The sequence below is a fragment of the Anaerocolumna sp. AGMB13020 genome, assembly GCF_033100115.1.
In the GTDB taxonomy this organism is placed as follows: Bacteria; Bacillota; Clostridia; order Lachnospirales; family Lachnospiraceae; genus Anaerocolumna.
On the sequence record NZ_CP136910.1, the window covers coordinates 5,754,578 to 5,777,564 of the forward strand.

A 22,987-nucleotide genomic window follows, 5' to 3' on the forward strand; every position below is an offset into this window, starting at 1 on the left:
CAGACTTTAAGAAATCATATACGAAATAAAAATTTAACACGGTTTTTCTTTGATTGGATTAGAAAAACAGATTCAGATTTAATATACAGTAATTTCAAATTAAAATCTGGTTGCTGTAAGCCAGCCCTTATGATACTGCTGCAGTATCAGGCCGGTTTACAGCAACCGATTTATAGTGGAAGAGAGTGATTTATATTTATTTGCTAAATTTATCTGGAAAGGCACAGGTATCAGTATGAAATCGAAGAAGTCCTTGATAGTTCTCATAGTAGCCGTTCTTGTAGTAGCTGCAGCGGTTATTGCCGTGATATTGAATAAGGATCATTCTAAGGGAATGAATGCAGTTCCAGCTTCAAATACCGTTGTTTATGACACCTCTTATAAGAATTATCTTGACCAGAATGGCTATGGCGGAACTACCCTGGAAGCCAGTCTGCAAATAGATCTTAAAGATTATCAGACAACTGATGGAATGACGGCAGAAATTCAGGACAGCGGCCTTGTAACAGGCGACAGCGGTTCAATTACCTGGACTTTTACAGCCCAGGAAGAGGGTTTTTATAATCTTGAAATCGGATATATCCCACAGCAAGGTACTACTTCAGATATTCAGAGAAGGCTGCTGCTCAATGGGGAGGTCTGCTATGACGGACTGGAACAGGTGGTTTTTAAGCGTTTTTGGGCTGATGAAGCTATCAAGAGCAAAAATGGTAATGAAATAAGACCAAATACCAATGAAGTATATAAAGAAAGTAAAATTTTCGTGGAGGATGCCAAAAGAAGAATAGGCGAACCCTATGTATTCTATTTGAAGAAAGGTATCAACACTTTAACCTTAGAAGCCATCAAGGAGCCTGTAGAATATACCTCCATAGAATTTAAAAAAGCGGAGAAAGCACCGGATTATGCAACGGTGATTGATTCCTTAAAGAACCAGTATCAGGTGTATGCAGGAGAGAATATCGTAGGTCAGGCGGAACGCTCTGAAGGTGGTACTTCTTATATTGAAAAAAATTCGTCTTCTATTAATATTCAGAAAAATTACTCGGATCCTTTATTGTATCCATATCATCCTTATAAGATTAAATATAATACCATAGGAGCCAATAACTGGAAACAGCCCGGTGATTCTATTTCCTGGGATGTTGTTGCTCCCAAAGAAGGTTTATATGAAATAACCTTTAAAGGAAGACAGAGTCTGAAACGAGGAGTAACCTCCGTTAGAAGATTGTACATAAATGGAACTGTTCCTTATGCGGAAATGAATGCCGTTAACTTTGACTACAGCAGTGATATGGATAATTATACAGTATCACAGACCGATGGGACACCTTACCTCTTCTATCTGAAAGAAGGAACAAATACCCTTACCCTGGAATGTGTTATGGGTGATTTCGGAAGTGTTATCAATGATGTGGAAGAGAGTATGTATGCTTTAAACCAGTTATACCTTAAAGTTACACAGATTACCGGACAGACTCCGGACAAATTCATAGATTATCAGATTGCGAAGAAAATACCTGAGTTTCAGGAAATTATGAGCACCGAAGAAGTAAGACTGAATCAGATAATTGAAAAGCTGGTTGCTATCACCGGCGAGAAAGGTGAAAATACCAGTCTCCTTGAAAAGATGGCAGTTGAAGCCAAAGGTCTTGCTAAAAATCCGGAAAGTGTAATCGTGGAAGTTGCACAGCTTAAGGAAAATATCTCTGCTTTGGCAACCTGGCTGGTTAATATATCGGAAATGCCTCTTGAGCTTGACAGCTTAATCCTGTCAGCACCGGAAGCTAAGTTGCCAAAAGCAAAGAGCAACTTTATAGAAGGAGCTTATTACGGTACAATCCGTTTTTTCTCCACCTTTTTTGCAAAGAGCAGTCAGATAAGCCAGTCGGAGAGCAGTTCCGATTCCAATACCATTAAGGTATGGATGGTAAATGGAGGATCAGCAACCAACGTACAATCTATTGGCCGTGAACAGGCACAGATTATTCAAAATCTGATCGATGAGAAATTTACACCGGAAACCAATATTAATATCGACCTTCAGTTAATTCCTGTTGACGTTGTATTAAGAGCTGCACTTGCAGGTAATAGCCCTGACGCGGTAATTGGTCTTAACCAGGCAACATTACAGGATTTCGCAATGCGTGGAGCAGTAGTGGATCTGTCAAAGCTAGAGGGCTTTCAGGAAGCTACGGATAAGTATTATCAGAGTGAATTGGATGCTGCCAGGTATCTGGATGGAATCTATGGTATTCCTGAGCAGGCAGATTTTATGATGCTCTTTACCAGGGATGATATCTTAAAAGCCGTTGGCGCCAAGGTACCAAAGACCTGGCAGGAGGTGAAAGATATCCTTCCGGCTTTAAAGAAAAATAATTATGAGTTTTTCCTGCCCAATGCTTCGGGAGCACCAAATTTCTATCCTTCTTTGGTATATCAGTTTGGTGGAGATTTATTTAAGGGTACTGGCAATGATTATGGTATCGCAAGTGATCTTGGAACAGATGCTGCCATGGAAGCTTTTAAGACCTATACGGATTTCTTTACCAATTATGGTTTTAACCCTAATGTGGACTTCCCTACCAGATTCCGTACGGGAGAAATGCCCATTGGTGTGGTTAAATATACTACTTATTGCCAGCTGGAGGTATTTGCACCGGAAATCAAAGGTCTTTGGTCTTTTACGACGTTACCGGGTATAACGGATGAAAACGGCCAGATAAATAATTCTTATGTGTTAGAGACCATTAACAGTGCGATTCTCAATACTTCTGATAGAAAAGAGGATACCTGGAAATTTATTAAATGGTGGACAGATACAGAAACACAGCTTCAGTATGCCAATACGGTAGAATCTGTTATGGGAACCTCTGCCCGTTATCCGGCTGCGGACCCGGAGGTTATTAAGAGATTACCCTGGAGTAACGCAGAACTTACGCAGATACTGGCACAGTTTGAAGCTACAGAAGGAATACCCGCAGTTCCCGGTAACTATATGCTTACCAGAATGGTACTGTATTCCTTCAATAATGTTGTAGCAGAAGGTGCTAACCCCAGAGAGACCCTGTATCTTAACCTTAAGACCATTGATAAGGAGATTACCAATAAAAGGCGGGAATTCCATCTGTCTGTTGAAGAGTAACAGACAACTTATCATTAAGGTTTTTCAGCTATAAAAATTATGAAGGAGGAATTTCCTTGAAAAAGAATAAAGAGCCGTTTTCATTGGTATGGAAGCATCATAAATACAAGTATTTACTGATCGCACCTTTTGCTATTGTTTTCTTGGTATTTACTTTGATTCCTGTTGTCGTGTCTATCGTATTGAGTTTTACATCCTTTAATATGGTAGAAGCGCCTAGTTTTAACGGTCTGTCCAATTACATAAATCTGCTGGTCAGGGACGATGTATTCCTTATAGCCATAAAGAATACTTTGTTGTTTGCATTGATAACCGGACCAATCAGCTATATCATGTGCTTTCTCTTTGCCTGGATGATCAATGAGCTGCCTCCGGTACCAAGATCTATTATAACACTGGTATTTTACGCACCTTCTATCTCCGGTAATGCCTATATGATCTGGAAACTGATATTTTCCTCTGATACCTATGGATGGGCAAATGCCTGGCTGTTAAAACTGGGATTTATACAAAGCCGTGTTATGTGGTTTGAAACAGCTAAATATGTCATGCCGATTCTGATCGTAGTACAGCTTTGGTTAAGCCTTGGTGTCAGCTTCCTGGCCTTTATCGCAGGTCTTCAGAATGTGGATAAATCCTGGTATGAAGCCGCTGCTGTAGAGGGTGTCAAAAACCGCTGGCAGGAGCTGTGGTATATCACCCTTCCGTCCATGAAACCTCAGCTGATGTTCGGTGCCGTTATGCAGATTACAGGATCCCTATCGGTTTCCCAGATATCCATCGATCTGGCAGGCTTCCCTTCTGTCAGCTATGCAGGCCATACCATACTGACGCATTTACATGACTACGGTAATGTCAGATATGAGCTTGGTTATGCATGTACGATTGCAGTCGTTCTGTTTTTTATCATGCTTCTGTGCAATATTATTGTCCAGAAACTGCTTCGTAAATTAGGCTAATACGTGCGCTGTGGCGCGCAGATGGGAGTTAATAGAATGAAAAAATTATATAAATTTCTTGTATCAAAACTGCGTGCAAGAAAATTAAGAAGAAGAAACCGAAGCCTTATGGGAGATATGGGTCTTACGCTGGTGCTTGCTTTCTTTGGTTTATTCAGCCTTTTCCCGCTTATATTCACTGTGGTAAATGCCTTTAAACCATTAAGCGAAATCTTCATTATACCTCCTAAGATGACGGTAGAGAATCCTACCCTGAATAACTTCTTTGATCTGGCAACGATCGTTGAAAGTTTTAATGTGCCTTTATCCAGATATATTTTTAATACCGGAATGATAACCTTTCTGGGTACCTTTGGAACTGTGCTGCTAGGTTCTATGGCCGCTTTCCCGCTGGCAAAATATAATTTTCCCGGTTCCAAGGCAATGAGTAACATCATCGTTTATGCACTTATGTTCAATGCTTCCGTAACGGCAATTCCCAATTACCTGATTATGAGCAGGCTTGGTATGATTGATACCTACTGGGCAGTTATCCTTCCGGCGGTCGGTTCTACTTTAGGACTTTACCTGATGAAGAACTTTATGGTGCAGATACCTGATGAAATGCTGGAAGCTGCGAAAATTGACGGTGCGGGAGAATTTAAGACCTACTGGAGTGTTGTTATGCCTTTGTGTAAACCTGCCTGGATTACACTGGTTATCCTATCCTTCCAGCAAATGTGGGGTACTACGGGTGGCGTATTTATCTATACGGAAGAATTAAAGCCGGTAACATACGTGCTACAGCAGCTGGTAAGCGGCGGTATATCCCGAACAGGCGTATCCTCAGCCATATCCTTTATCATGCTGTTGGTTCCTGTTTCGGTATTCGTGCTGTCCCAAAGCAATGTAATTGAAACTATGGCAACTTCCGGTGTGAAGGGTTAGGAGGAAATGTTACGATGAAGAAAAAAAGTTTACTAATCCTGCTGGTATTCCTGCTGGTGTTTCTTCCAACCAGAGTTTATGCTGCCGATGGTAAAAGTTATGATTATGATGGGTATACCTATAATTACTGGTGGAATGCCGTAGAAAGTCCGGCGGCCTTCCAGCTTGATACTGTAATTGATGAAGCTGATATGGGTGGAATCAAAGTACAGGGATTTAATGATGTGGCTACCAGCGAAGATGGTCACATATTCCTTGTGGATACCCTTGAGAGCAGAGTGAATATAACCGATCAGAATGGCAGTTTTATCAAGTCCTTAAAGGTCATCCGGGATGCGGATAATAAAATTGTTATTGATGAGAGTGGAGCACAGCTGGTATTCAATGCACCGGAAGGTGTATTTTATCAGGAGAAAAACAAAGAGCTTTATATAGCGGATACAGGAGCGGAGAGAATTGTAGTCCTGGATGGTTCTGATTATACCTTGAAGAGGGTAATTAAGAAGCCGGAAAATATGGCAGGCGTTTCAGAATTCAGACCTTCAAAAATAGTAGTAGACAGTGCGGACAGAATCTACGTGGTTGTACAGTCGAGCTATGAGGGAATCATTGAATTAAACCCGGATGGTACTTTTTCCAGATATTTTGGTGTGAACTCTCCTTCTGTAAATTTTCTGGATTATTTCTGGAAATCTATCTCCTCTGACAGACAGAAGGAGCAGATGAAGAAAACCTTTGCACCTGCCTTTAATAATGTGGCTCTGGATTCAGACGGTTTTGTTTATGCGGTAACCTTTGATGCAGCTGCAGAACATATGGTATTTCGTTTAAATTCCGGTGGCAAGAATGTCTTAAGAGAAGAAGGAAATACCTTTGTGATAGGTGATATTCACAAAATGAATAGGAATGAGCAGAGTCAGTTTGTTGATGTAGCAGTAAAAGATTACGGTACTTATGCGGTTTTGGATAAATACAAGGGAAGAATCTTTCTCTATGATTTTGACGGACAGCTTCTGAATGCCTTTGGCTCTCTCGGAAAAACAAAAGGCTCCTTTTCTATGCCAACTGGTATTACCTGGTCAGGAGATAATCTGGTGGTTACAGACAGTGCACTAAAATGTGCTTACATACTGAAACCTACGGATTTTGGCAAAGCGGCTTTACAGGCAAGTAAGAGCTACTATTATGGTGATTGGGATGAAGCGTTGGTTCAGTTTGACAATATCCTAAAGTTAAATGCCAATTATGAGGTGGCATATGTGGGAATCGGTAAAAACTATCTGATGAAGGATGATTACAAAAAAGCCATGTATTATTTCAAACTTGGTAACAACCGTGAATTTTATTCCAAGGCCTATAATGGGCACAGAGGTGAAGTGTTACAGGATAACTTTGGAATCATCGCTGTTATCTTCTTAGCTTTCATATCCCTTATTCTATATACGGAAGTAAGATATCATAAGAAGGAGAGTGGACATAAATGAAAAATAAGATCTTAAAAGAACAACTGCATTATTTAAAATATGCCATGTTCCACCCTTTTGACGGCTTCTATGAGATAAAATACAGGGGAAAAGGCAGTGCCCTTATAGCCTCTGTCATTCTGATACTTTATGGAATCATGCAATGTGTTTCCTATCAGTATACCGGTTTCGTTATGAATATGAATGCCATATTTCAAATGAACAGCGTATCAATTTTTATTTCTGCTCTGTCTGTCTTCCTGCTCTTTACAGTAAGTAACTGGACGATTACAACATTGTTTAACGGGAAAGGCAATATGAGAGATATCTATATTGTCTTAGGCTATTCTGTTGTTCCCATGCTGCTGCTTAACGGTTTGACCGTTTTTATCAGTAATTTTGTAATAACAGAAGAAATTATTATTTTAAGGTCCCTGCAGGGAATCGGAGTGGTATGGTTTGTTTTTATCCTGTTGGCAGGCTTGTGCATTATTCATGAATATTCCTTTGCTGTTAATATCAAGACACTGCTGGCAACAGCCGTAGCTGCCTTTATTATCGTATTTCTAGGTATACTGTTCTTCTCATTGATGGAGCGTATGTATTACTTTGTAATGTCAGTTGCGCAGGAGATGGTAAGAAGAATTAATTGACAGTGCATAGTCTGCGATGCCTTATATAAGGCATCATGTCGCTGGGGTGTGTTCTGAAACCGTTTGTGCCATGCCGGGGTTCGCTTTGTAAAAAAGGATTGGCGTGGTTTTCGAACACGACCAAAGAGTGAAAGAAAATTTTAAGGAAAGGCTGCCACAATGAGCTTCTTTCACTCTTTCATAGTTGTGGCAGTATCGCAGGTCAGTCTGCGATATGCAATGGGTGTAAAACATGAAAGGATTAAGTGATATTGCGAACTTTTTAAAGCCTGTAACAGATAAGGTCCGTAAGATATATGCCAGACATTTTGCCCGCAAGATGATTGCAACGGTTCTTATACTGTGTATTATCATCGGGTTATTGCGCTATATACCAGTACTTGGCGTCAAGGCTAATATTCTGCCTCCGGCAGATAATGCAGAACTAGCCGTGGCAGGAGAGGAGATACCTCATACGGCTGGAGAGGTTCTGGTAGCGGAGAGCGATTCTAAACAGCTCTATATCAATGCTGAAACAATGAATCTGAAGGTAAAAGATAAGAATACTGGAAAGTCCTGGTATTCAGCTGTCAACGGCAGCAGCCAGGCAGCAGAACTTGCCCTCTTGACCATTTCCTATCTGGGTGAGGATAATAATCTTTATGAATGGGATTCTTATACCTACTGTACGCAGCTGGGAAGTTATGTAATGAATAAAATTGAAAATGGTGTTCAGATTACCATGGACATTAATGAAGGTGAGTCAGAACGTTTTACAGAATATTATCCCCAGAAAATGTCCATTGACAGATTCGAGAATTTCTTTTTGGGCGGAATAAAAACACTTGTTGATTCTGGTAAGACAGACCAGGCTACTGCTGATAAGTATAAAATGACTTTGGAACTGTTATACAAAAAGAGTATTACAGAAGAAGCTTATGCTGTCTCCTATAATGGAACACCTCCAAGGAGTGCGGTAAAACAGCTGATTAAGCTGGCCGAATTATTGGGTTATACCAGAGATATGCTCATTGAAGACAGTACGGAGATGGGTCTTAGTGTAACCTTTGCAGAACCCGCACAGTTTAAAGTAGTTGCGGAAGCGGTTCTTGAGGGCGATGATTTTGTATTCAGAGTTCCTACGCAGGAAATGGTCAGCGGAAATTCCTTCTATACCATCCAGAACTTAAAAGTGCTTCCCAATTTCGGGGCGGCAGCATCCAAGGATTATGAAGAAGGATATATTCTGGTACCGGATGGAGCGGGGGCATTGTTTCAGTTTAATACCTTCAATGCAGCAGTACCGGATTATATCAGACCGGTGTATGACAATGATTATTTAACGGACTATTACTTTGCACCTGAATTTGGTGAAGAGCTTATGATGCCGGTATTTGGAATGACCTATGGTCCTATGGACAATGCGTCCCATGGTTTACTTGGAATTATCGAAAAAGGTGCAGAAAGCTCTTACATAAATGTTAAGCTTGCATCCACTTCAAAAGACAGCGCCTCCTCCTATAATAAAGCCTTTGCATCTTTTGATGCCGCACAGTACAGCAGCGTTAAGGTATATGGGCCCTATAGTGATAACAAAGCCTCCTACCTGGTGGATACTGGTGTTCTGGACGTGGATTACACCATTCGTTACAAGTTATTTCCTGGTAAAGTCACCTATTATGACATGGCAAAAGCCTATCAGGAATATCTGATGCAGCAATGGGATGTGAAGGAGACAGCTTATCCTGAAAAAGCAAAATTATATTTGGACTTCCTTGGAGGGATTTCCTTAACAGAACGTTTTCTCGGCATACCTTATCAGTCCAGTTATTCCATGACTACTTACGAGGAAATGACAGACATACTGAATGATCTGCCGGGGGTTGATCTGGCCCTTAAGTACACCGGTTTCTTTAACGGAGGTTTTGAGAATAAGTTAAACAATAAAGCAGAGCAGGTAGCTGCAAACGGTTCTGAAAAAGAATTTGATAAACTGAAGGCCCTGACCCAGGAACGTAAGGCTGATTTATTCCTAGAGGTTAATCTGGCAAAGGTATATGACAAAGGGAACGGTTTCAGAGCAAAGAAGCATGCGGTATATGATTACTCAAACACACCTGCTACCATGTATCGATATCTGCTGTCCTTGGGAATACTAGACGGTTATACCGGTTTTGATGTGAATTATTTTTATCTGCTTTCACCCAGATATTTAAACAGTGTTGTGGATAAATTCTTGAAAAGTGCATCGGAATACGATAAACTCTCTATCTCTGACCTCGCACATTATAATCTTGCAGACTATCGCTTCAAGAAGAATGTATCCGTTTATGAAGCCGGTCGAATCGTTGACAGAAATTTGGAGAAAATTTCTGAAAGCCATGAGCTGTCTTTGGAAAACCCCATGATGAAGAATCTGGTATATGGTTCTTATGCCGAGGATATTTCAAGAGAGAGCAGTGACTACGCAACTTTCTATATGACCATACCTTTCAGGCAGCTGGTGATGAACGGCCTGATACAGGTAACCACAGAAAATGTAAATATGTCCACCAATAATCCGGCTTATTATGTATTGCAGGCAGTGGAACTAGGAGTATATCCAAAGTTTACCTTAACGGCTAAGAGTGATGATATCCTGCAGGAAAGCGCTTATTCCTATTACTATGCAACAGAGTATGAGAAGCAGAAGGATACGATTAATCAGGTATATGAAGCATGCAAGGCAGCCTGGGAGGAAATTGGAAATATGGAGATTACAGGTCATAAAATCCTTGGAGAAAACGTATTTCTTACGGAATATGCTTCCGGTGTAACGGTTATAACCAACTATAACCTACATACTGTGAACGTAAACGGCAGTGAGATACCAGCCCTTGGATATATTATTTCAGGAAATTAGGAGGAAAGAGGATGCGAAATATTTTTCCGTTAAAATACAAAACCAAAAGAAAGCTCAACGGCTTCCTCTATGTCCTGCCCTTTCTCATCGGTTTTTTATTATGTTTTGCCATACCGTTATTTAATACCGTAAGGTATTCCTTTAATACTGTAAGTGTAAATGATACCGGTGGTATGAAATTTGCCTACAGCGGTTTCAAAAATTATATCGATTTATTTCAGAATGAAGTAACTACTACCGCGCAGCCAATGATAAGGCTTTTTGCGGATCAGAATCTTTCCATACTTACCAATGTGCCCCTGATTGTAATCTTCAGTTTATTTATGGCACTTTTGGCAAATCTGAAATTTAAGGGAAGAGGGATTGTAAGGGTTATTTACTTTCTGCCCATTATCTTTGGTCTTGAGGTTGTAACAGATATGCTTGCAATAACCACCGGCGGTGAATGGGTCAAAGAAAGCTCCGGATTATTCAGTGAAAGTTATATCAGTTCCTTGTTGATGCATTACACGAATATACCTAACAGCATTTTACTGCCGGTAATATCATACGTTGACAAAATCTTTGACGTACTTTCCCAATCCGGTGTACAGACCTTGATTTATCTGGCAGGACTGCAATCCATCAGTCCCAGCCTGTATGAGGTTGCTAAAATTGAAGGTGCTACCGGTTATGAGACCTTCTGGAAGGTTACCATACCCTCAATTATGCATATAACGTTATTTGTTACCGTGTATACGGTTGTGGATATGTTCTTAAAATCCCCTATTTCAGAAGAAGCCTACAGCTTTGCTTTTGAACAGAGTAAGATTGGAACCGGTTCCGCGTTATCTGTAATTTACATATTAAATGTGCTCCTGGTTCTTGGAATTGTATTGTTGGTGTTAAGAAAGGTGGTAAAGAAATATGAAAAATAAGACTGAGAATGCCTCCTTTGGGCTTAAGGTATATCTGTTTCGCAAGAAATCAAAGAATATACTGCAGTCCGCCTTCCTTTTCTGTATTATTGTAGGTTTATGCTTTACGATTCTCTATCCTATTATACAGTTGATTCCATCCATATTTTCTAACATCGAAGATTTGGGTAATCCGAATGTAATCTGGCTGCCTATGGAGTTCTCCATGACCAGCTTTAAGGCTGCCATTCGTTTTAGTATGCCGGAAGGCTTTATGACAATTGTAAAATCTGTTTTATACGCAGGTTTAATAATGGGTATACAGGTGTTTGTTTCAGCAATGGCAGGTTATTCCCTGGCCAGAGTGAAGTTCTTCGGACACAAATTCGTATTCTTTCTGGTAATACTTGTATTTTTGGTTCCCAGACAGTCACTGTTGCTGGCACAGTATATCTACTATTCACATTTTAATGCCTTTGGTTTGCTGAAGTTCTTTACAGAGTCAGGGGAAATTAACTTGATCAACCAACCTGCAACGTTGTTTATGATTGCAATATTGGGTTTTGGTGTTCAGCAGAGCTTATTTGTTTTCATTTTCAGTCAGTTTTTTAAGAATATACCAAAAGAACTGGAAGAAGCTTCTCTTATTGACGGCTGCGGCTTTCATAAGACATATTTTAAGATTATGATTCCGAATGCATTGCCTGCCATATCAACGGTAGCGGTATTATCTTTTGTTTGGAATTATGGTGATACCTATTTTACCAGCTACTTTAATAAGGACGGCCCTTACCTGAGTTCAAGCCTTGCAAGGGTATTTTCACCGGCAAACAAACAGTTTGTATTGGGAGCAGTAAAAGTATGGTTCGATGTACCGCTGGCAACAGACTTTGCTTTTGATGCTATTAAGCAGGCAGCCGTTCTTATCTTCCTTATACCTTTGCTGCTGGTGTACTTCGGCGCTCAGAAGTGGCTGGTGGAAAATCTCGAGAATTCCGGACTTGTAGGATAAAGGTTTCTCATGGATTCAGGAATATCTAATCGCAGATTACATATTTACGAAAGGGGTTATTTATGAGAAAAAGATGGGGTGTGGCAGTAGTCTGCCTGCTTGTTCTGTTAACTGGCTGCGGGGGAGGAGGAAGTTCCAGGAAAACCGAAGCTCCTGCTGATGATAAGGTATCACAAGAGGGTACAGCAGAATCAGAAAGCAAAGAAAACAATGATGTAACAGGGGGAGCAATAGAAGTGAAAATTAACTTATCAGAGAAACATCAGATAATCGAAAGCTTCGGAACCAGCGGTTGTTGGTGGTCGCAATATGTCGGAGGCTGGGATAATGAGTATAAGGATACCGGGCGCTCCGTAAGAGATGAGATTGCCATGCTTTTATTTGACAGAGAGTATGGTATTGGACTTAGCAGTTATCGTTACAATCTCGGAGCAGGATCTGCTGACAGCGGTAAGGGTAAATACAATGATCCTCATAGAAGAGCACAGAGTTTTGAAACGGCACCTTTTACCTACAACTGGAACAAGGATGCTAATGCTGTCTGGTTTATGAGAAAGGCTGTGGAACTGGGAGTAGAGGAAATTATCATGTTCAGCAACAGTCCATTGGAACGTTTGACCATTAACGGAACTGCCCAGGTGACAAAGGGCAGTAACGAGAACATTCTCCCTGAAAATTATGAGGATTTTGCCCGATATGTAATGGATGTGGCAGAGCATTTTGTAGAAGAAGGGATACCCGTAAAATACATTTCACCTGTCAATGAACCACAATGGGAGTGGACGGAAGGACAGGAGGGGTGCCATTACGAACCCGCTAAAATACCAAAGCTGTATCGTACATTTCTAACAGAATTAAATAGCAGGCCAGCGTTAAAAGATGTTGCACTTTCCGGTCCGGAAAGCGGTGAATGGAAGGGAGCTGCTACTCTATATACCAGTGCGCTCTTAAATGACTCTGTTCTTGGCAGTTATTTCGATGCCATCGATAATCATTCCTACTGGTCTGATACTGCTTCCAAAGTAGCCTTTAAGAGATGGATGGATGCCAACTATCCTGAGGTTAAGCTGCGTATGAGTGAGTGGTGTGAAATGGTAAACGGCTCGGATGTTACAATGGATTCTGCATTTGAACTTGCAAGGGTACTGCAGGAGGATCTAACGGTACTCGATGTGGTATCCTGGCAGAACTGGGTGGGTGTAGCCCCCGGTGGTTATCGCGATGGGCTTATCTATGTTAATGAAGGAAAGAAGACGCTGAACCCGTTAAAACGGTTATGGGGCTATGGTAATTACTCCAAATTTATACGGCCCGGTTATCAGAGGGTTGAGGTATCTGACAGTACGCTGAAAGAATTAAACCCCGTCGCCTTTACCGGTACGAATGATAAGGGAAAAAAGGAATTGGTGCTGGTAGTCATTAATGAGTCCGATGCAAATAAAAAACTTTTGCTTGATATTCAAGGGGCAGTAGAATATACTGATATAAGTGTATACGAAACCTCAGAAAGCAGTAATTTAGACAGAATAACCAATGAAAAATACGGCGTGGGAGATGCAGTTGAGGTCGGAAAGCAATCTATAACTACAATTATTTTGTCAGAGGGCTGGTGATTTCTATTTTAGATGGCAACGACATGCCGAAGCAATTAACCATTTATGATATTGCAAAGGAAGTTGGGGTCTCCGCAGCAACAGTTTCGAGAGCAATATCAGGAAGAGGTTACGTATCAGAAGCAAATAAAGTAAAAATTATGGAACTGGTTCAGAAATATAATTTCAGACCAAATACCTTTGCCCAGAATCTGCAGGCAGGGTTTACGAAAACCATCGGATATATAGTCCCTCACATCGGTAATATGTATTTTGCAAATGTATATTATGAGTTTGAAAAATGGGCTTCCAGCCATGGGTATATGACCATTTTGCTAAATGCCAAAGGTGATTACAATCTGGAGTCTAAATTCTTAAACTCTCTGAAGGAAAAACATGTAGACGGTATCGTCATGATGGGAGGGCGAATGGATGAGAGGAATCTTCCGGAGAGTCATGTCAGGGAAATACAGGAGATGAGAAATATCGTCCCGGTTGTTTCCTGTGGTCCGGAAGCAGAACGCTTTGGCTGTAATGGTATTTATACCGATGATGTCAAAGGTGTGGAGGAACTACTTCTGTTCTTAAAATCCAGAGGTTATAAAAGGATTTGTTTTATCGGCGGAGGAGATCAGTACTATCCTTCCTATATCAAAAAGAAGACTGCTTACGCGGTTGGAGAGAAGCTGGGACTTGATGTTTCAGTAAGATGGCTTACAGGAAATGACGTGTTCAGCTTTAGTGCTGGTTATGACAGTCTGAAGATACTGATAGAGGAAGGCGGGCCTTTACCGGAAGTTATCTGCGGTATTAACGATTATGTTGCACTTGGAGCTGTTAACTGCGCTCTGGAGAGAGGACTGAAAATACCGGAGGATTTAGCAGTCACCGGGTTTGATGATGTCAGTATAACAACCATGACACCAGTGCATATAACATCCATCAGTCCGAGGTATGAGTACTTTGGTAAGAAGGTATTCAACAGCCTTCACAAGCTGATGCAAGCCAAGGCCTTAACAACAGGTAAGACTTCCTTAATAAAACCTGAAATTATTATCAGAGGCAGTACGCGATAAGAGATTAGCCCTGTTTACAATTTGAGACAATGTTACCCCTTATGAATGCCTTTGCATTTGATTACAAACAGTGCAAAAGTGAGGTTAGGTAACGATAGTCAGCTTACAAGAACAGGGCTATTTTTTTATAAACTATATGTAATCGGTTACATAGTATTTTGACAAAAAAGGAGACAAAAAATGGTATCTAACACAATAGAAATCAAGGATAAGTTTTATGTAAATGGTAAACCTGTGCAGATTATATCAGGTGCCATACACTATTTCAGAATAGTTCCTGAGTACTGGAGGGATCGCCTGGAAAAATTAAAGGCTATGGGCTGCAATACGGTAGAAACCTATGTGCCCTGGAATCTTCATGAACCCCAAAAAGGAACTTATTGCTTTGAGGGTATTCTGGATATTAGGAAATTCATAGAGATTGCAGCTGAACTTGAATTATGGGTAATCTTCAGACCCTCCCCCTACATTTGTGCAGAATGGGAATTTGGTGGACTTCCTGCCTGGCTCCTGGCGGAAGACGGAATGCGTTTTCGAAGCAGTCATCCAAGTTTTATGCAGCATACGGCTGATTATTATAAGAAACTCTTTGAGATTACAGCACCTTTACAGTTGCCCTTAGGCGGACCGATCATATTGATTCAAATTGAAAACGAATATGGTTATTATGCAGATGATACAGGTTACCTGGAACAGATGAAACAGCTGATGGTTGATAATGGAGCCTGTGTCCCTTTTGTTACTTCTGACGGTCCATGGGGAGATGCCTTGGAGTGCGGTAAGTTGGAAGGCGTATTGCCTACAGGAAACTTTGGTTCCAAGATGAAGGAGCAGTTTGCAGTATTAAAAGAGCATACCAATGGCGGACCTCTTATGTGTATGGAATTCTGGGTAGGCTGGTTCGATCATTGGGGTAACGGAGGACATAAAACCTCTAATATGGAAGAGAATTGCAAGGATTTAGACGAAGCCTTACAGTATGGTAATATTAATATCTACATGTTTATCGGCGGAACAAACTTTGGCTTTATGAACGGCTCTAATTATTATGATGAGCTTACGCCGGATGTAACCTCCTATGACTATGATGCAGTATTGTCAGAGTGCGGTGATATTACACCTAAATACGAAGCGTTCAGGGAAATCATCGGTAAATATGCAAAACTTCCGGAGATAGAATTTACCACAAAGATTGTGAAAAAAGCTTATGGAAAGCTTAGCTGTAAGGAAAAGGTAGGCTTATTTGAAAGCCTGGAGGATCTGTCAGCTCCTGTTACTGATTTATTTCCCAAGTCCATGGAAAAACTCGGACAAAGCTATGGGTACACCTTATACCGTTCTTCTCTTGTAAAAGAGAAAAAGATGGAAAAAATTCGTTTATACAATGCGAACGACAGGGCAAAAATATATATCTCACAGAAACCTGTTGCAACACTTTATGATAGAGAGCTGCTTATCGAACACGATATAGCCTATGACTTTGAAAAAGGAAGTTCCATAGATATTCTTATGGAGAATATGGGAAGAGTGAATTTCGGACCTTACCTGGATAAACAGCGTAAAGGAATAGATGGAAGTGTTGTAATCAACGGTCATCAGCATATGAACTGGGAACACTATACCCTGCCCTTGGATAATCTTCATAAATTGGATTTTACCAAAGGCTTTCAAGAGCAGAAACCTACCTTTTACCGCTTTGAGTTCCAGGTAGAAGAAAAAGGAGACACCTTCATAGATATGGAAGGCTGGGGAAAAGGCTGCGTCTTTGTAAACGGCTTTAATCTGGGACGTTTCTGGGAGATTGGACCGCAGAAAAGATTATACCTGCCTGCACCATTGCTGCGAGACGGAATCAACGAAATTATCGTATTCGAGACAGAAGGAAAAGCATCGGAGGAACTAGTCCTTTGTGATAAACCGGATCTCGGTTAATTAAATAAAAGCAAGCACTTCCTTAAAAATCGGTATGATATTTTTGGAAGTGCCTGCTTTTATTTTGTTTTCCTTGGAAGTATTCTCAGTTCCTTTGAAGACAAACTGGTTGGCGGAAAACAAGACGATTAAGAAGTCTGCTATCCTCTGTGAATTAACAGTCAATTTTCAACCGATGGAGAAAATACTGAAAGTTTCCATGAAAGAAGGAGAATAGTTTAATGTGGTTGGATTATTTTGCCGATAATATTCCTGTAAGCATCCTTGTAATTTTATTTTTTATCATGTTCATACATAAGAAGTAGCATTGTAGCTCGATTAATTTGGAAGGCTTGTAAGGGAGTGAGGGAAGATATGAATATTAACTTAAAAAGCAATCATGGATTTATAAATACACATACAAGTACAAAAAGTACAAAAGGTAAAACGGCCGGAGGCAGTCTGAAAGCTGTCTTAGATCAGCACAGAGAAGCTCTGCGGGTATCGCGGGCTGATGATGAAGAGTCCGAGAAAAGAAAGGCAGAAAAGATCGGTCAAAAGCTTAATGCCGGTAAAAAACTCTCGACCAGTGAGATGGATTTTCTCAGGAGAACCAATCCTGAGCTGTATATGAAAGCTTTGCGTATTCAAATGAAACGTGAGATGGTAGAAAGCAGTCTTAAGAATTGTAAATCAAAACAAGAAGTTGAAGAAGCAGCGGGTCTTCAGTTAGGCATGATCAATGATATGGACCCTGACCGGGAAGCAATGATAAATGCTGTCAATGATGTAGTGAAAGAATTTAAGAAGACGGATAAGTATAAGAGCCTGCCACAGGAAAGCGAAGAGAAGAGAGGCGAAGGATATGGCAGTCTTACCTCAGAGGAATATAACAATAGAGGTGCATTGAGAAAAGAGGATGCAGCTGATTTTGATGTAAAACTATAAGCCTTTCAAGACATTTTTCTCTTTTCATTCCATACAATAGTAAATATAGGTTTGTATGGATAAACTTCGGTCAGCACGGTTAACTGAAGGGAGAGGTGAAGATGGAATATAATAATTCTTATAAGATCAAGGGCATGGCAGACTGGTTTAAAAAGAAAAAAGGAATGTACTCCTTTATTTCTCAAAGCTTTGATAATTTACAGGCGGTGTGTCCGAAACTCTTGAAAACAGAGGTGGCATACCAAAATGATTTCCCTTATACAGCTGAGATAATTAGTGAAGGGTTGACTGTACCCTGGGCAATGGATATTACAAAGGACGGAAGAATCTTTGTAACAGAGCGAATCGGTAACATCCGTCTGATACATAAGGATAACAGGGGAGCCGAAACGATATATACCTTTACAGCGCCGTTTACCGCTCAGGGTGAGGGTGGTTTACTTGGGCTGGTATTGGACCCTGAATTTGATAAAAATGGATACTTTTATGTTATGTATACCTTTCAGGCAGAAGATAAATTCTATAACCGGGTAGTGCGTATGCATTATGAGGACGGAAATACAAGAGAAGACAGGATATTACTGGATAATATACCAGGTGGAAGAGGGCATAACGGCGGCAGAATAAAGATTGGACCCGATAATTTACTTTATATAACAACTGGAGATGGTGATGTACCGGAATCATCACAGAATCTTGAGCTTCTGTCTGGAAAAATTCTTCGTATCAATCTGGATGGCAGCATACCCTCTGATAATCCTTTCTCAGGTTCACCTGTATATGCTCTGGGTCTTCGTAATCCCCAAGGGCTTGCCTGGAGTAAGGAGGGTGACTTATATGCTTCCGTACATGGAAACTATGGAAGAGATAAAATAAACATAATTATACCCGGGGGAAATTACGGGTGGCCTTTGGCGGAAGCGGAGGAAGATCTGGCAGAACAGGGCTTTCAGGCTTCTGTCATCAGCAGTGAAACAGAGACCTGGGCACCATCAGGAATCACCTTTATTGAAGAAGGACCTTTAAAAGGCAGATTGCTGGTTGCAGCATTAAGAGGAATGGAAGTATTAGAAATGATGCTGTCGGCTGATGGTAGACAGGTAGTACAGGTAATACCACGGCTTCAGGACCAATATGGAAGATTGAGAGAAGCCTATAGTGCAGCTGACGGCTCGGTGTATATAACTACCAGTAACTTAGATGGCAGAGGGCAGCCTCGAGAAGGGGATGACAAGATTATACGGTTGGTACCCATAAGTGAAGAATAGCAATGTTGCGGCAGGAAAGCCAGAAGGTTTCTTGCCGTTTTGCATTCAATTGAAAAAGGCCTTTTTGTGTTAATTCTAAAAATGAGTAAAAATGAGATAATTACAAAGAATATTAATGTGGTTACGAAATGCAACTGTAAAAAGAAATTTAGAATGTGAGGTTCCACATATGGAGAATATGAATACAAATCAATCAGATTTATCTTCTGTACTGCCTATGATGGCATTAAGCGACATCCCTGAGAGTAAACCGGATGCAAAGGAAATTGTCGCCTTGGTAAAGGACAGCGGGAAAGTTACCGGATATCAGCTTTCTGATGGTAAAGTACTGAACAAAGAAGAAGGAGTGGAAGCGGCCAGACAGGGTGACATCAAAGGAGTAGGAATTGCCACCCGAAAAGGGAATGAATATTTGAAATCTTTACCCGACGGCAGAGAGGAAAATAATCTGTCAAATCTTCCTTCAATCACAGATGAAAAACTATCCTAAAAGCGGTAATCACAAAAAGATTAGGATTCTTAACAAAATATGTATAAAAATCCTTAATCTAACAATAATAAATATGTCAGAGTATTATTATTGAATGAAAGGAACCATTGCTTTTGTAATGGTAATAAGGTAATTTAAAATGAAAGCTAGTGTTAATCCAGATCTTTGCATAAGCTGTGAATTATGCACAAACCTATGTCCCGACGTTTTTAGTATGGGTGATGACGGTTTTGCTCATGGAATAGACGATGCAATTCCGGCAGATAAAGAATCCGAAGCGGAAGACGCCAGAGACAGCTGTCCTACCAGTGCAATTGATATTGATTAATAAAGGAAATAAAAGCAGCTGTTCGGTTCAAAAACCATAACTGTCAGCTGCTTATTTTTCTGTCAGTAAAAAGCCTTATTCCTGTACTACGGATTCCATTGCCCCATCATCAGTTTCAATTTCCTATAGAAGTTTTTAGAGAGGCTTTTTGTCCGGTTAAGAGAACACTGCTGGTAAATGCAGTAAAGGGTGCTACCAGTACCAGACCAATGCTTCCGATAAAGGTATCAAGAATTTCTGCAGATACATATTTGTAATTCAATATATTATATATTGGTGTTCCCTGAGCCATAAATACCATCAACAGTGCAATATAACCTCCGGAATATGCAAGAAGGAGAGTGGTGGTCATCGTTCCCATGGCAGCACGTCCCACATTCATACCGGAGAGAAAAGCATCCTTCCATTTCATTTCGGGTTTCTTGGAAATTACTTCAGTAATAGCCGAAGTAATATCCACCGCGAGATCCATAACAGCACCGGAAGAGCCGATAAAGATACTTGCCATAAATATTTTGGTAAGGTTCAGACCTTCATATCCACTGTAAAGCAGACTTTCTGAATTTGGCATAATAGCGCCATGTATCTTATAACTGGTGGTAAACAGCATTCCAAGGATACAGGTTACAAGGATTCCAAGAGAGGCACCAGAGATGGCAGCAAGGGCCTTACGGTTGAATCCGAATACCAGTGAAAGAATCAGAATTGTAAGAAAGACAGTGATAAGTAGTCCAAAGTAAATGGGGTTATGACCGTTTAAATAAAACGGCACTAAGACCTTCCAGATCATCAGGATACTTGTTGCAAAGGAAATCAAGGCTCTAAAACCTGTTCCTCCCGCTACAACAATTAGTAAAATTGCAAATATTGCTGCGAGGAGGACTTCTTTGTTGATTCGGTAGTGATCGATAAGATTTACGGAAAGAATTTCAGAAGTATTATAATTTATTACCACCAGAGCTTTATCTCCGGGAGTGAAAATCTTATCTGTTTCCAGGGAGCCATTCAAGAGATTAAAGCCTGCAACCTGCTGCCCTTTAAATTTTCCGCCTAATAATTCTACCACACAGGTCTGTTCACCGGAACGGATAAGTCCGGTATCGATGATATTTTTATTATCAACTGATATTACTCTGGCAGAGCAGCGGTCAGTGCCCTGGTAGATAATTGCGCCTTCGTAACCGGTAGGCAGGAGAAGCAGGAATAATAAAACAATAATAGATAGGAGGACTGGCAGATGGTAAGATAAGTTGCTGCGGAAGCTGCTTATGTATAATTTAAGTTTATTATGAAAAGGCTTCATACGAATTCCTTTCTCAATTCTAATTTAGTTTTTATTTGCTTGGAATTAAAATGTGGTCGTCTAATCTTTCATGGAACCTGATATCTGTTAGGATATCTGTAACTGATATTGAAACTGATATTGAAACTGATATCTAAATATGATAACTGAATTTGATATCTGGATAAGATATCTACATATTATCCCGCTGGCCGACAAAAGTGTAAGCTTAAAAGTGCCACATTCCGAAAAATAAATTATAGGAAGATATGGTGAAATCAACTTATGGGATAGTGTTGGGATTAACTTTTTTTCTTTGCCACAATTGATTTTAGAGGAATATCCGAAATATCCTTTGAAAAAGAAATGGAGTACTGCTGCATATATAATTCCGCTGATTGCATATAGATGCTTAACATAAGTAAAACAGTAATCAGCAGTAATCCATTTCTTGGATTATAAGGCAGAAGAAATCGTATAAAGTAGGTATTATTTTACTTTCAGGAGACTTTCAAGATTATAATAAATCTGTGTGTTATCATAATACCCAGAGAAAAGATCAGCACCCTGTCCTTGTGCAAATACACCTACCGGAAGTCCTGTATGGGCATAGGAGGAAAAATTAATACCGGATTTGTTGTTGAGTATATGAGTAATTGTTACCGTCAAGGGTTCATAGGAACCATAAAGGAGATACTCCTCGCTGTTTTCTGCACGTTTACCACTTATGGTTTTTATGTAAGCATCTTTTAGCTTCTCATATTCATAAGAGGTGAGCACCAGGTCAGGATTGGTTTTGGCACTGGAATCATTGTCTGCTATAAGACCAAAATTCTTTTTGATATCTTGAAGAACTGTATCAAAAGCAGTTCCGTTTTCTCTGTATTTCTTCACGTAATCGGAATCAAATTTGGCATAGGAGAGCTTCTGATTGGACAGGTTGTCAAGGAATGTATTATAATCTGTTCCTGCATAACCAATTGTCAGTCCTCCGGTCTCATGATCTCCGGTTACTAGGATTAAGGTATCATCAGGGTATTTTTTATAGAAAGCGATTGCTTCTGATACGGCATCATCAAGTGCAACCGTATCTGCGATAGTAGAACCGGCATCATTTGCATGACAGGCCCAGTCAATCTTACCACCTTCCACCATCATAAAAAATCCTTTTTCATTGTAAAGCACATCTATGCCTTTTTTTACGTAATCCTTTAGTTTCCATTCGCTGGATTTGGCATCGTTTGCATAGGAAAGTGAATTGCTGTCTGCCAGTGTCTCACCGATAATGATAGTCTTTCCGTCGGAGGCTTTTACATTTACTGCATCCTTTTGAGTTGTTATTACCTTGTAACCTTTCTCTTTAGCAACCTGGTATAGGTTCGTCTGAGGCGTATTCTTATTGTCTCCGTCAGGATTGATTAAAGCACCGCCTGCAAAATATTCAAAACCACTGTTAACCATTTCAAGACCGATGGAATAATAGTTGTTTCTGGAAGGCTGATGTGCATAGTAAGCAGCAGGGGTTGCATGATTAAGGTTAACAGAGGAGATGATACCAACCTTATAGTCTAACTGTTCTTTCACTTTTTCGGAGATCGTTTCATAAGATATTTTTTTGTTCTCGTCCATATTAATGGTTCCGCTGTATGTCTTATGACCTGTTGAAAGTGAGGTGGCAGTAGAAGCGGAGTCGGGACAAAAAGAAGTGGAATCATAAGTAACAGCTGAACCTGCTACAGGAAATTTCATGAAATTCAGATATTTGTTACCGGTAAGGACTTTGGTATCCTTTTGCTGATTAATAGCACCGAGGTAATCACTGGCTGCCTGGATCTGTGGATAGCTCATACCATCACCGATAAACATAAATACATATTTGGGAGCTTTCAAATTGGTTGCTTGTGTTTCTTTCTTGCTTCCGGCAGCAGCACTTTTTGCACTGTTAAAATCATTGGTGAATGCAAGGGATAAGAGAAGGACACCTGCCAGAGTACAGGCAGATATTCTCTTAAAGGTTTTATTCATCATACTTTCTTTCTCCTTCTGGGATTGATAAGACCCATTTCCTATTATTAAAGTAGCAGAACAAATCCTGTCCTAACATTAGCCTGCATGCATTTCCGGAGCCAATTTAAGAAGAACTGTTAATTCATAAA

General features: G+C 40.3%; 17 protein-coding genes. 15 read left to right on the plus strand and 2 right to left on the minus strand.

Annotated elements, in window-relative coordinates:
* Window positions 1–235: 235 nt before the first annotated feature.
* The 15 genes from R2R35_RS24260 to R2R35_RS24330 all read left to right on the plus strand — a co-directional run bounded on the left by R2R35_RS24260 (window position 236) and on the right by R2R35_RS24330 (window position 19,549).
* Window positions 236–3,145, plus strand: coding sequence for an extracellular solute-binding protein (locus R2R35_RS24260; protein ID WP_317732417.1), 2,910 nt, complete (start codon window positions 236–238; stop codon window positions 3,143–3,145).
* Between the two features lie 56 nt (window positions 3,146–3,201).
* Window positions 3,202–4,104, plus strand: coding sequence for a carbohydrate ABC transporter permease (locus R2R35_RS24265; RefSeq protein ID WP_317732418.1), 903 nt, complete (start codon window positions 3,202–3,204; stop codon window positions 4,102–4,104).
* A gap of 36 nt (window positions 4,105–4,140) precedes the next feature.
* Window positions 4,141–5,031 carry a carbohydrate ABC transporter permease gene (locus R2R35_RS24270; RefSeq protein WP_317732419.1) on the plus strand — a complete coding sequence of 297 codons (891 nt, stop codon included), beginning with the start codon at window positions 4,141–4,143 and terminating at the stop codon, window positions 5,029–5,031.
* A 14-nt stretch (window positions 5,032–5,045) separates the two neighbouring features.
* The gene (locus R2R35_RS24275; protein ID WP_317732420.1) at window positions 5,046–6,515 is read left to right on the plus strand and encodes a hypothetical protein; all 1,470 of its coding nucleotides are present in this window, start codon (window positions 5,046–5,048) and stop codon (window positions 6,513–6,515) included.
* On the plus strand, window positions 6,512–7,147 hold the full coding sequence (locus R2R35_RS24280; protein WP_317732421.1) for a Yip1 family protein: 636 nt from the start codon (window positions 6,512–6,514) through the stop codon (window positions 7,145–7,147). Before R2R35_RS24275 ends, R2R35_RS24280 begins: the two co-directional genes overlap by 4 nt.
* 232 nt (window positions 7,148–7,379) lie before the next feature.
* Window positions 7,380–10,028, plus strand: coding sequence for a DUF5696 domain-containing protein (locus tag R2R35_RS24285; protein WP_317732422.1), 2,649 nt, complete (start codon window positions 7,380–7,382; stop codon window positions 10,026–10,028).
* Window positions 10,029–10,039: 11 nt separating this feature from the next.
* Window positions 10,040–10,945: a carbohydrate ABC transporter permease gene (locus R2R35_RS24290; protein ID WP_317732423.1), complete on the plus strand. Its 906-nt coding sequence runs from the start codon at window positions 10,040–10,042 to the stop codon at window positions 10,943–10,945.
* Complete coding sequence (locus tag R2R35_RS24295; protein WP_033166443.1) at window positions 10,935–11,936, plus strand: carbohydrate ABC transporter permease; 1,002 nt, start codon at window positions 10,935–10,937, stop codon at window positions 11,934–11,936. The genes R2R35_RS24290 and R2R35_RS24295 overlap by 11 nt, the downstream gene beginning before the upstream one ends.
* Before the next feature lie 62 nt (window positions 11,937–11,998).
* Window positions 11,999–13,549 carry a glycoside hydrolase family 30 protein gene (locus tag R2R35_RS24300; RefSeq protein ID WP_317732424.1) on the plus strand — a complete coding sequence of 517 codons (1,551 nt, stop codon included), beginning with the start codon at window positions 11,999–12,001 and terminating at the stop codon, window positions 13,547–13,549.
* Window positions 13,550–13,572: 23 nt separating this feature from the next.
* Complete coding sequence (locus tag R2R35_RS24305) at window positions 13,573–14,604, plus strand: LacI family DNA-binding transcriptional regulator (RefSeq protein ID WP_317732425.1); 1,032 nt, start codon at window positions 13,573–13,575, stop codon at window positions 14,602–14,604.
* Window positions 14,605–14,784: 180 nt separating this feature from the next.
* The gene (locus R2R35_RS24310) at window positions 14,785–16,536 is read left to right on the plus strand and encodes a glycoside hydrolase family 35 protein (RefSeq protein WP_317732426.1); all 1,752 of its coding nucleotides are present in this window, start codon (window positions 14,785–14,787) and stop codon (window positions 16,534–16,536) included.
* Between the two features lie 354 nt (window positions 16,537–16,890).
* Window positions 16,891–17,463: a hypothetical protein gene (locus R2R35_RS24315; protein ID WP_317732427.1), complete on the plus strand. Its 573-nt coding sequence runs from the start codon at window positions 16,891–16,893 to the stop codon at window positions 17,461–17,463.
* Between the two features lie 101 nt (window positions 17,464–17,564).
* Window positions 17,565–18,731 (plus strand): PQQ-dependent sugar dehydrogenase, encoded by a 1,167-nt coding sequence (locus tag R2R35_RS24320; protein WP_317732428.1) that lies wholly within the window; start codon window positions 17,565–17,567, stop codon window positions 18,729–18,731.
* 169 nt (window positions 18,732–18,900) lie between these two features.
* Window positions 18,901–19,221, plus strand: a complete 321-nt coding sequence (locus R2R35_RS24325; protein WP_317732429.1) for a DUF3892 domain-containing protein — start codon at window positions 18,901–18,903, stop codon at window positions 19,219–19,221.
* A 139-nt stretch (window positions 19,222–19,360) separates the two neighbouring features.
* Window positions 19,361–19,549: a ferredoxin gene (locus R2R35_RS24330; protein ID WP_317732430.1), complete on the plus strand. Its 189-nt coding sequence runs from the start codon at window positions 19,361–19,363 to the stop codon at window positions 19,547–19,549.
* 115 nt (window positions 19,550–19,664) lie between these two features.
* On the opposite strand, the gene R2R35_RS24335 is transcribed toward R2R35_RS24330, so the two are convergent.
* Both R2R35_RS24335 and R2R35_RS24340 read right to left on the minus strand, forming a co-directional pair.
* On the minus strand, window positions 19,665–20,852 hold the full coding sequence (locus R2R35_RS24335) for a YibE/F family protein (protein WP_317732431.1): 1,188 nt from the start codon (window positions 20,850–20,852) through the stop codon (window positions 19,665–19,667).
* Window positions 20,853–21,320: 468 nt separating this feature from the next.
* Window positions 21,321–22,859: an alkaline phosphatase gene (locus R2R35_RS24340; protein WP_317732432.1), complete on the minus strand. Its 1,539-nt coding sequence runs from the start codon at window positions 22,857–22,859 to the stop codon at window positions 21,321–21,323.
* Window positions 22,860–22,987: the final 128 nt, after the last annotated feature.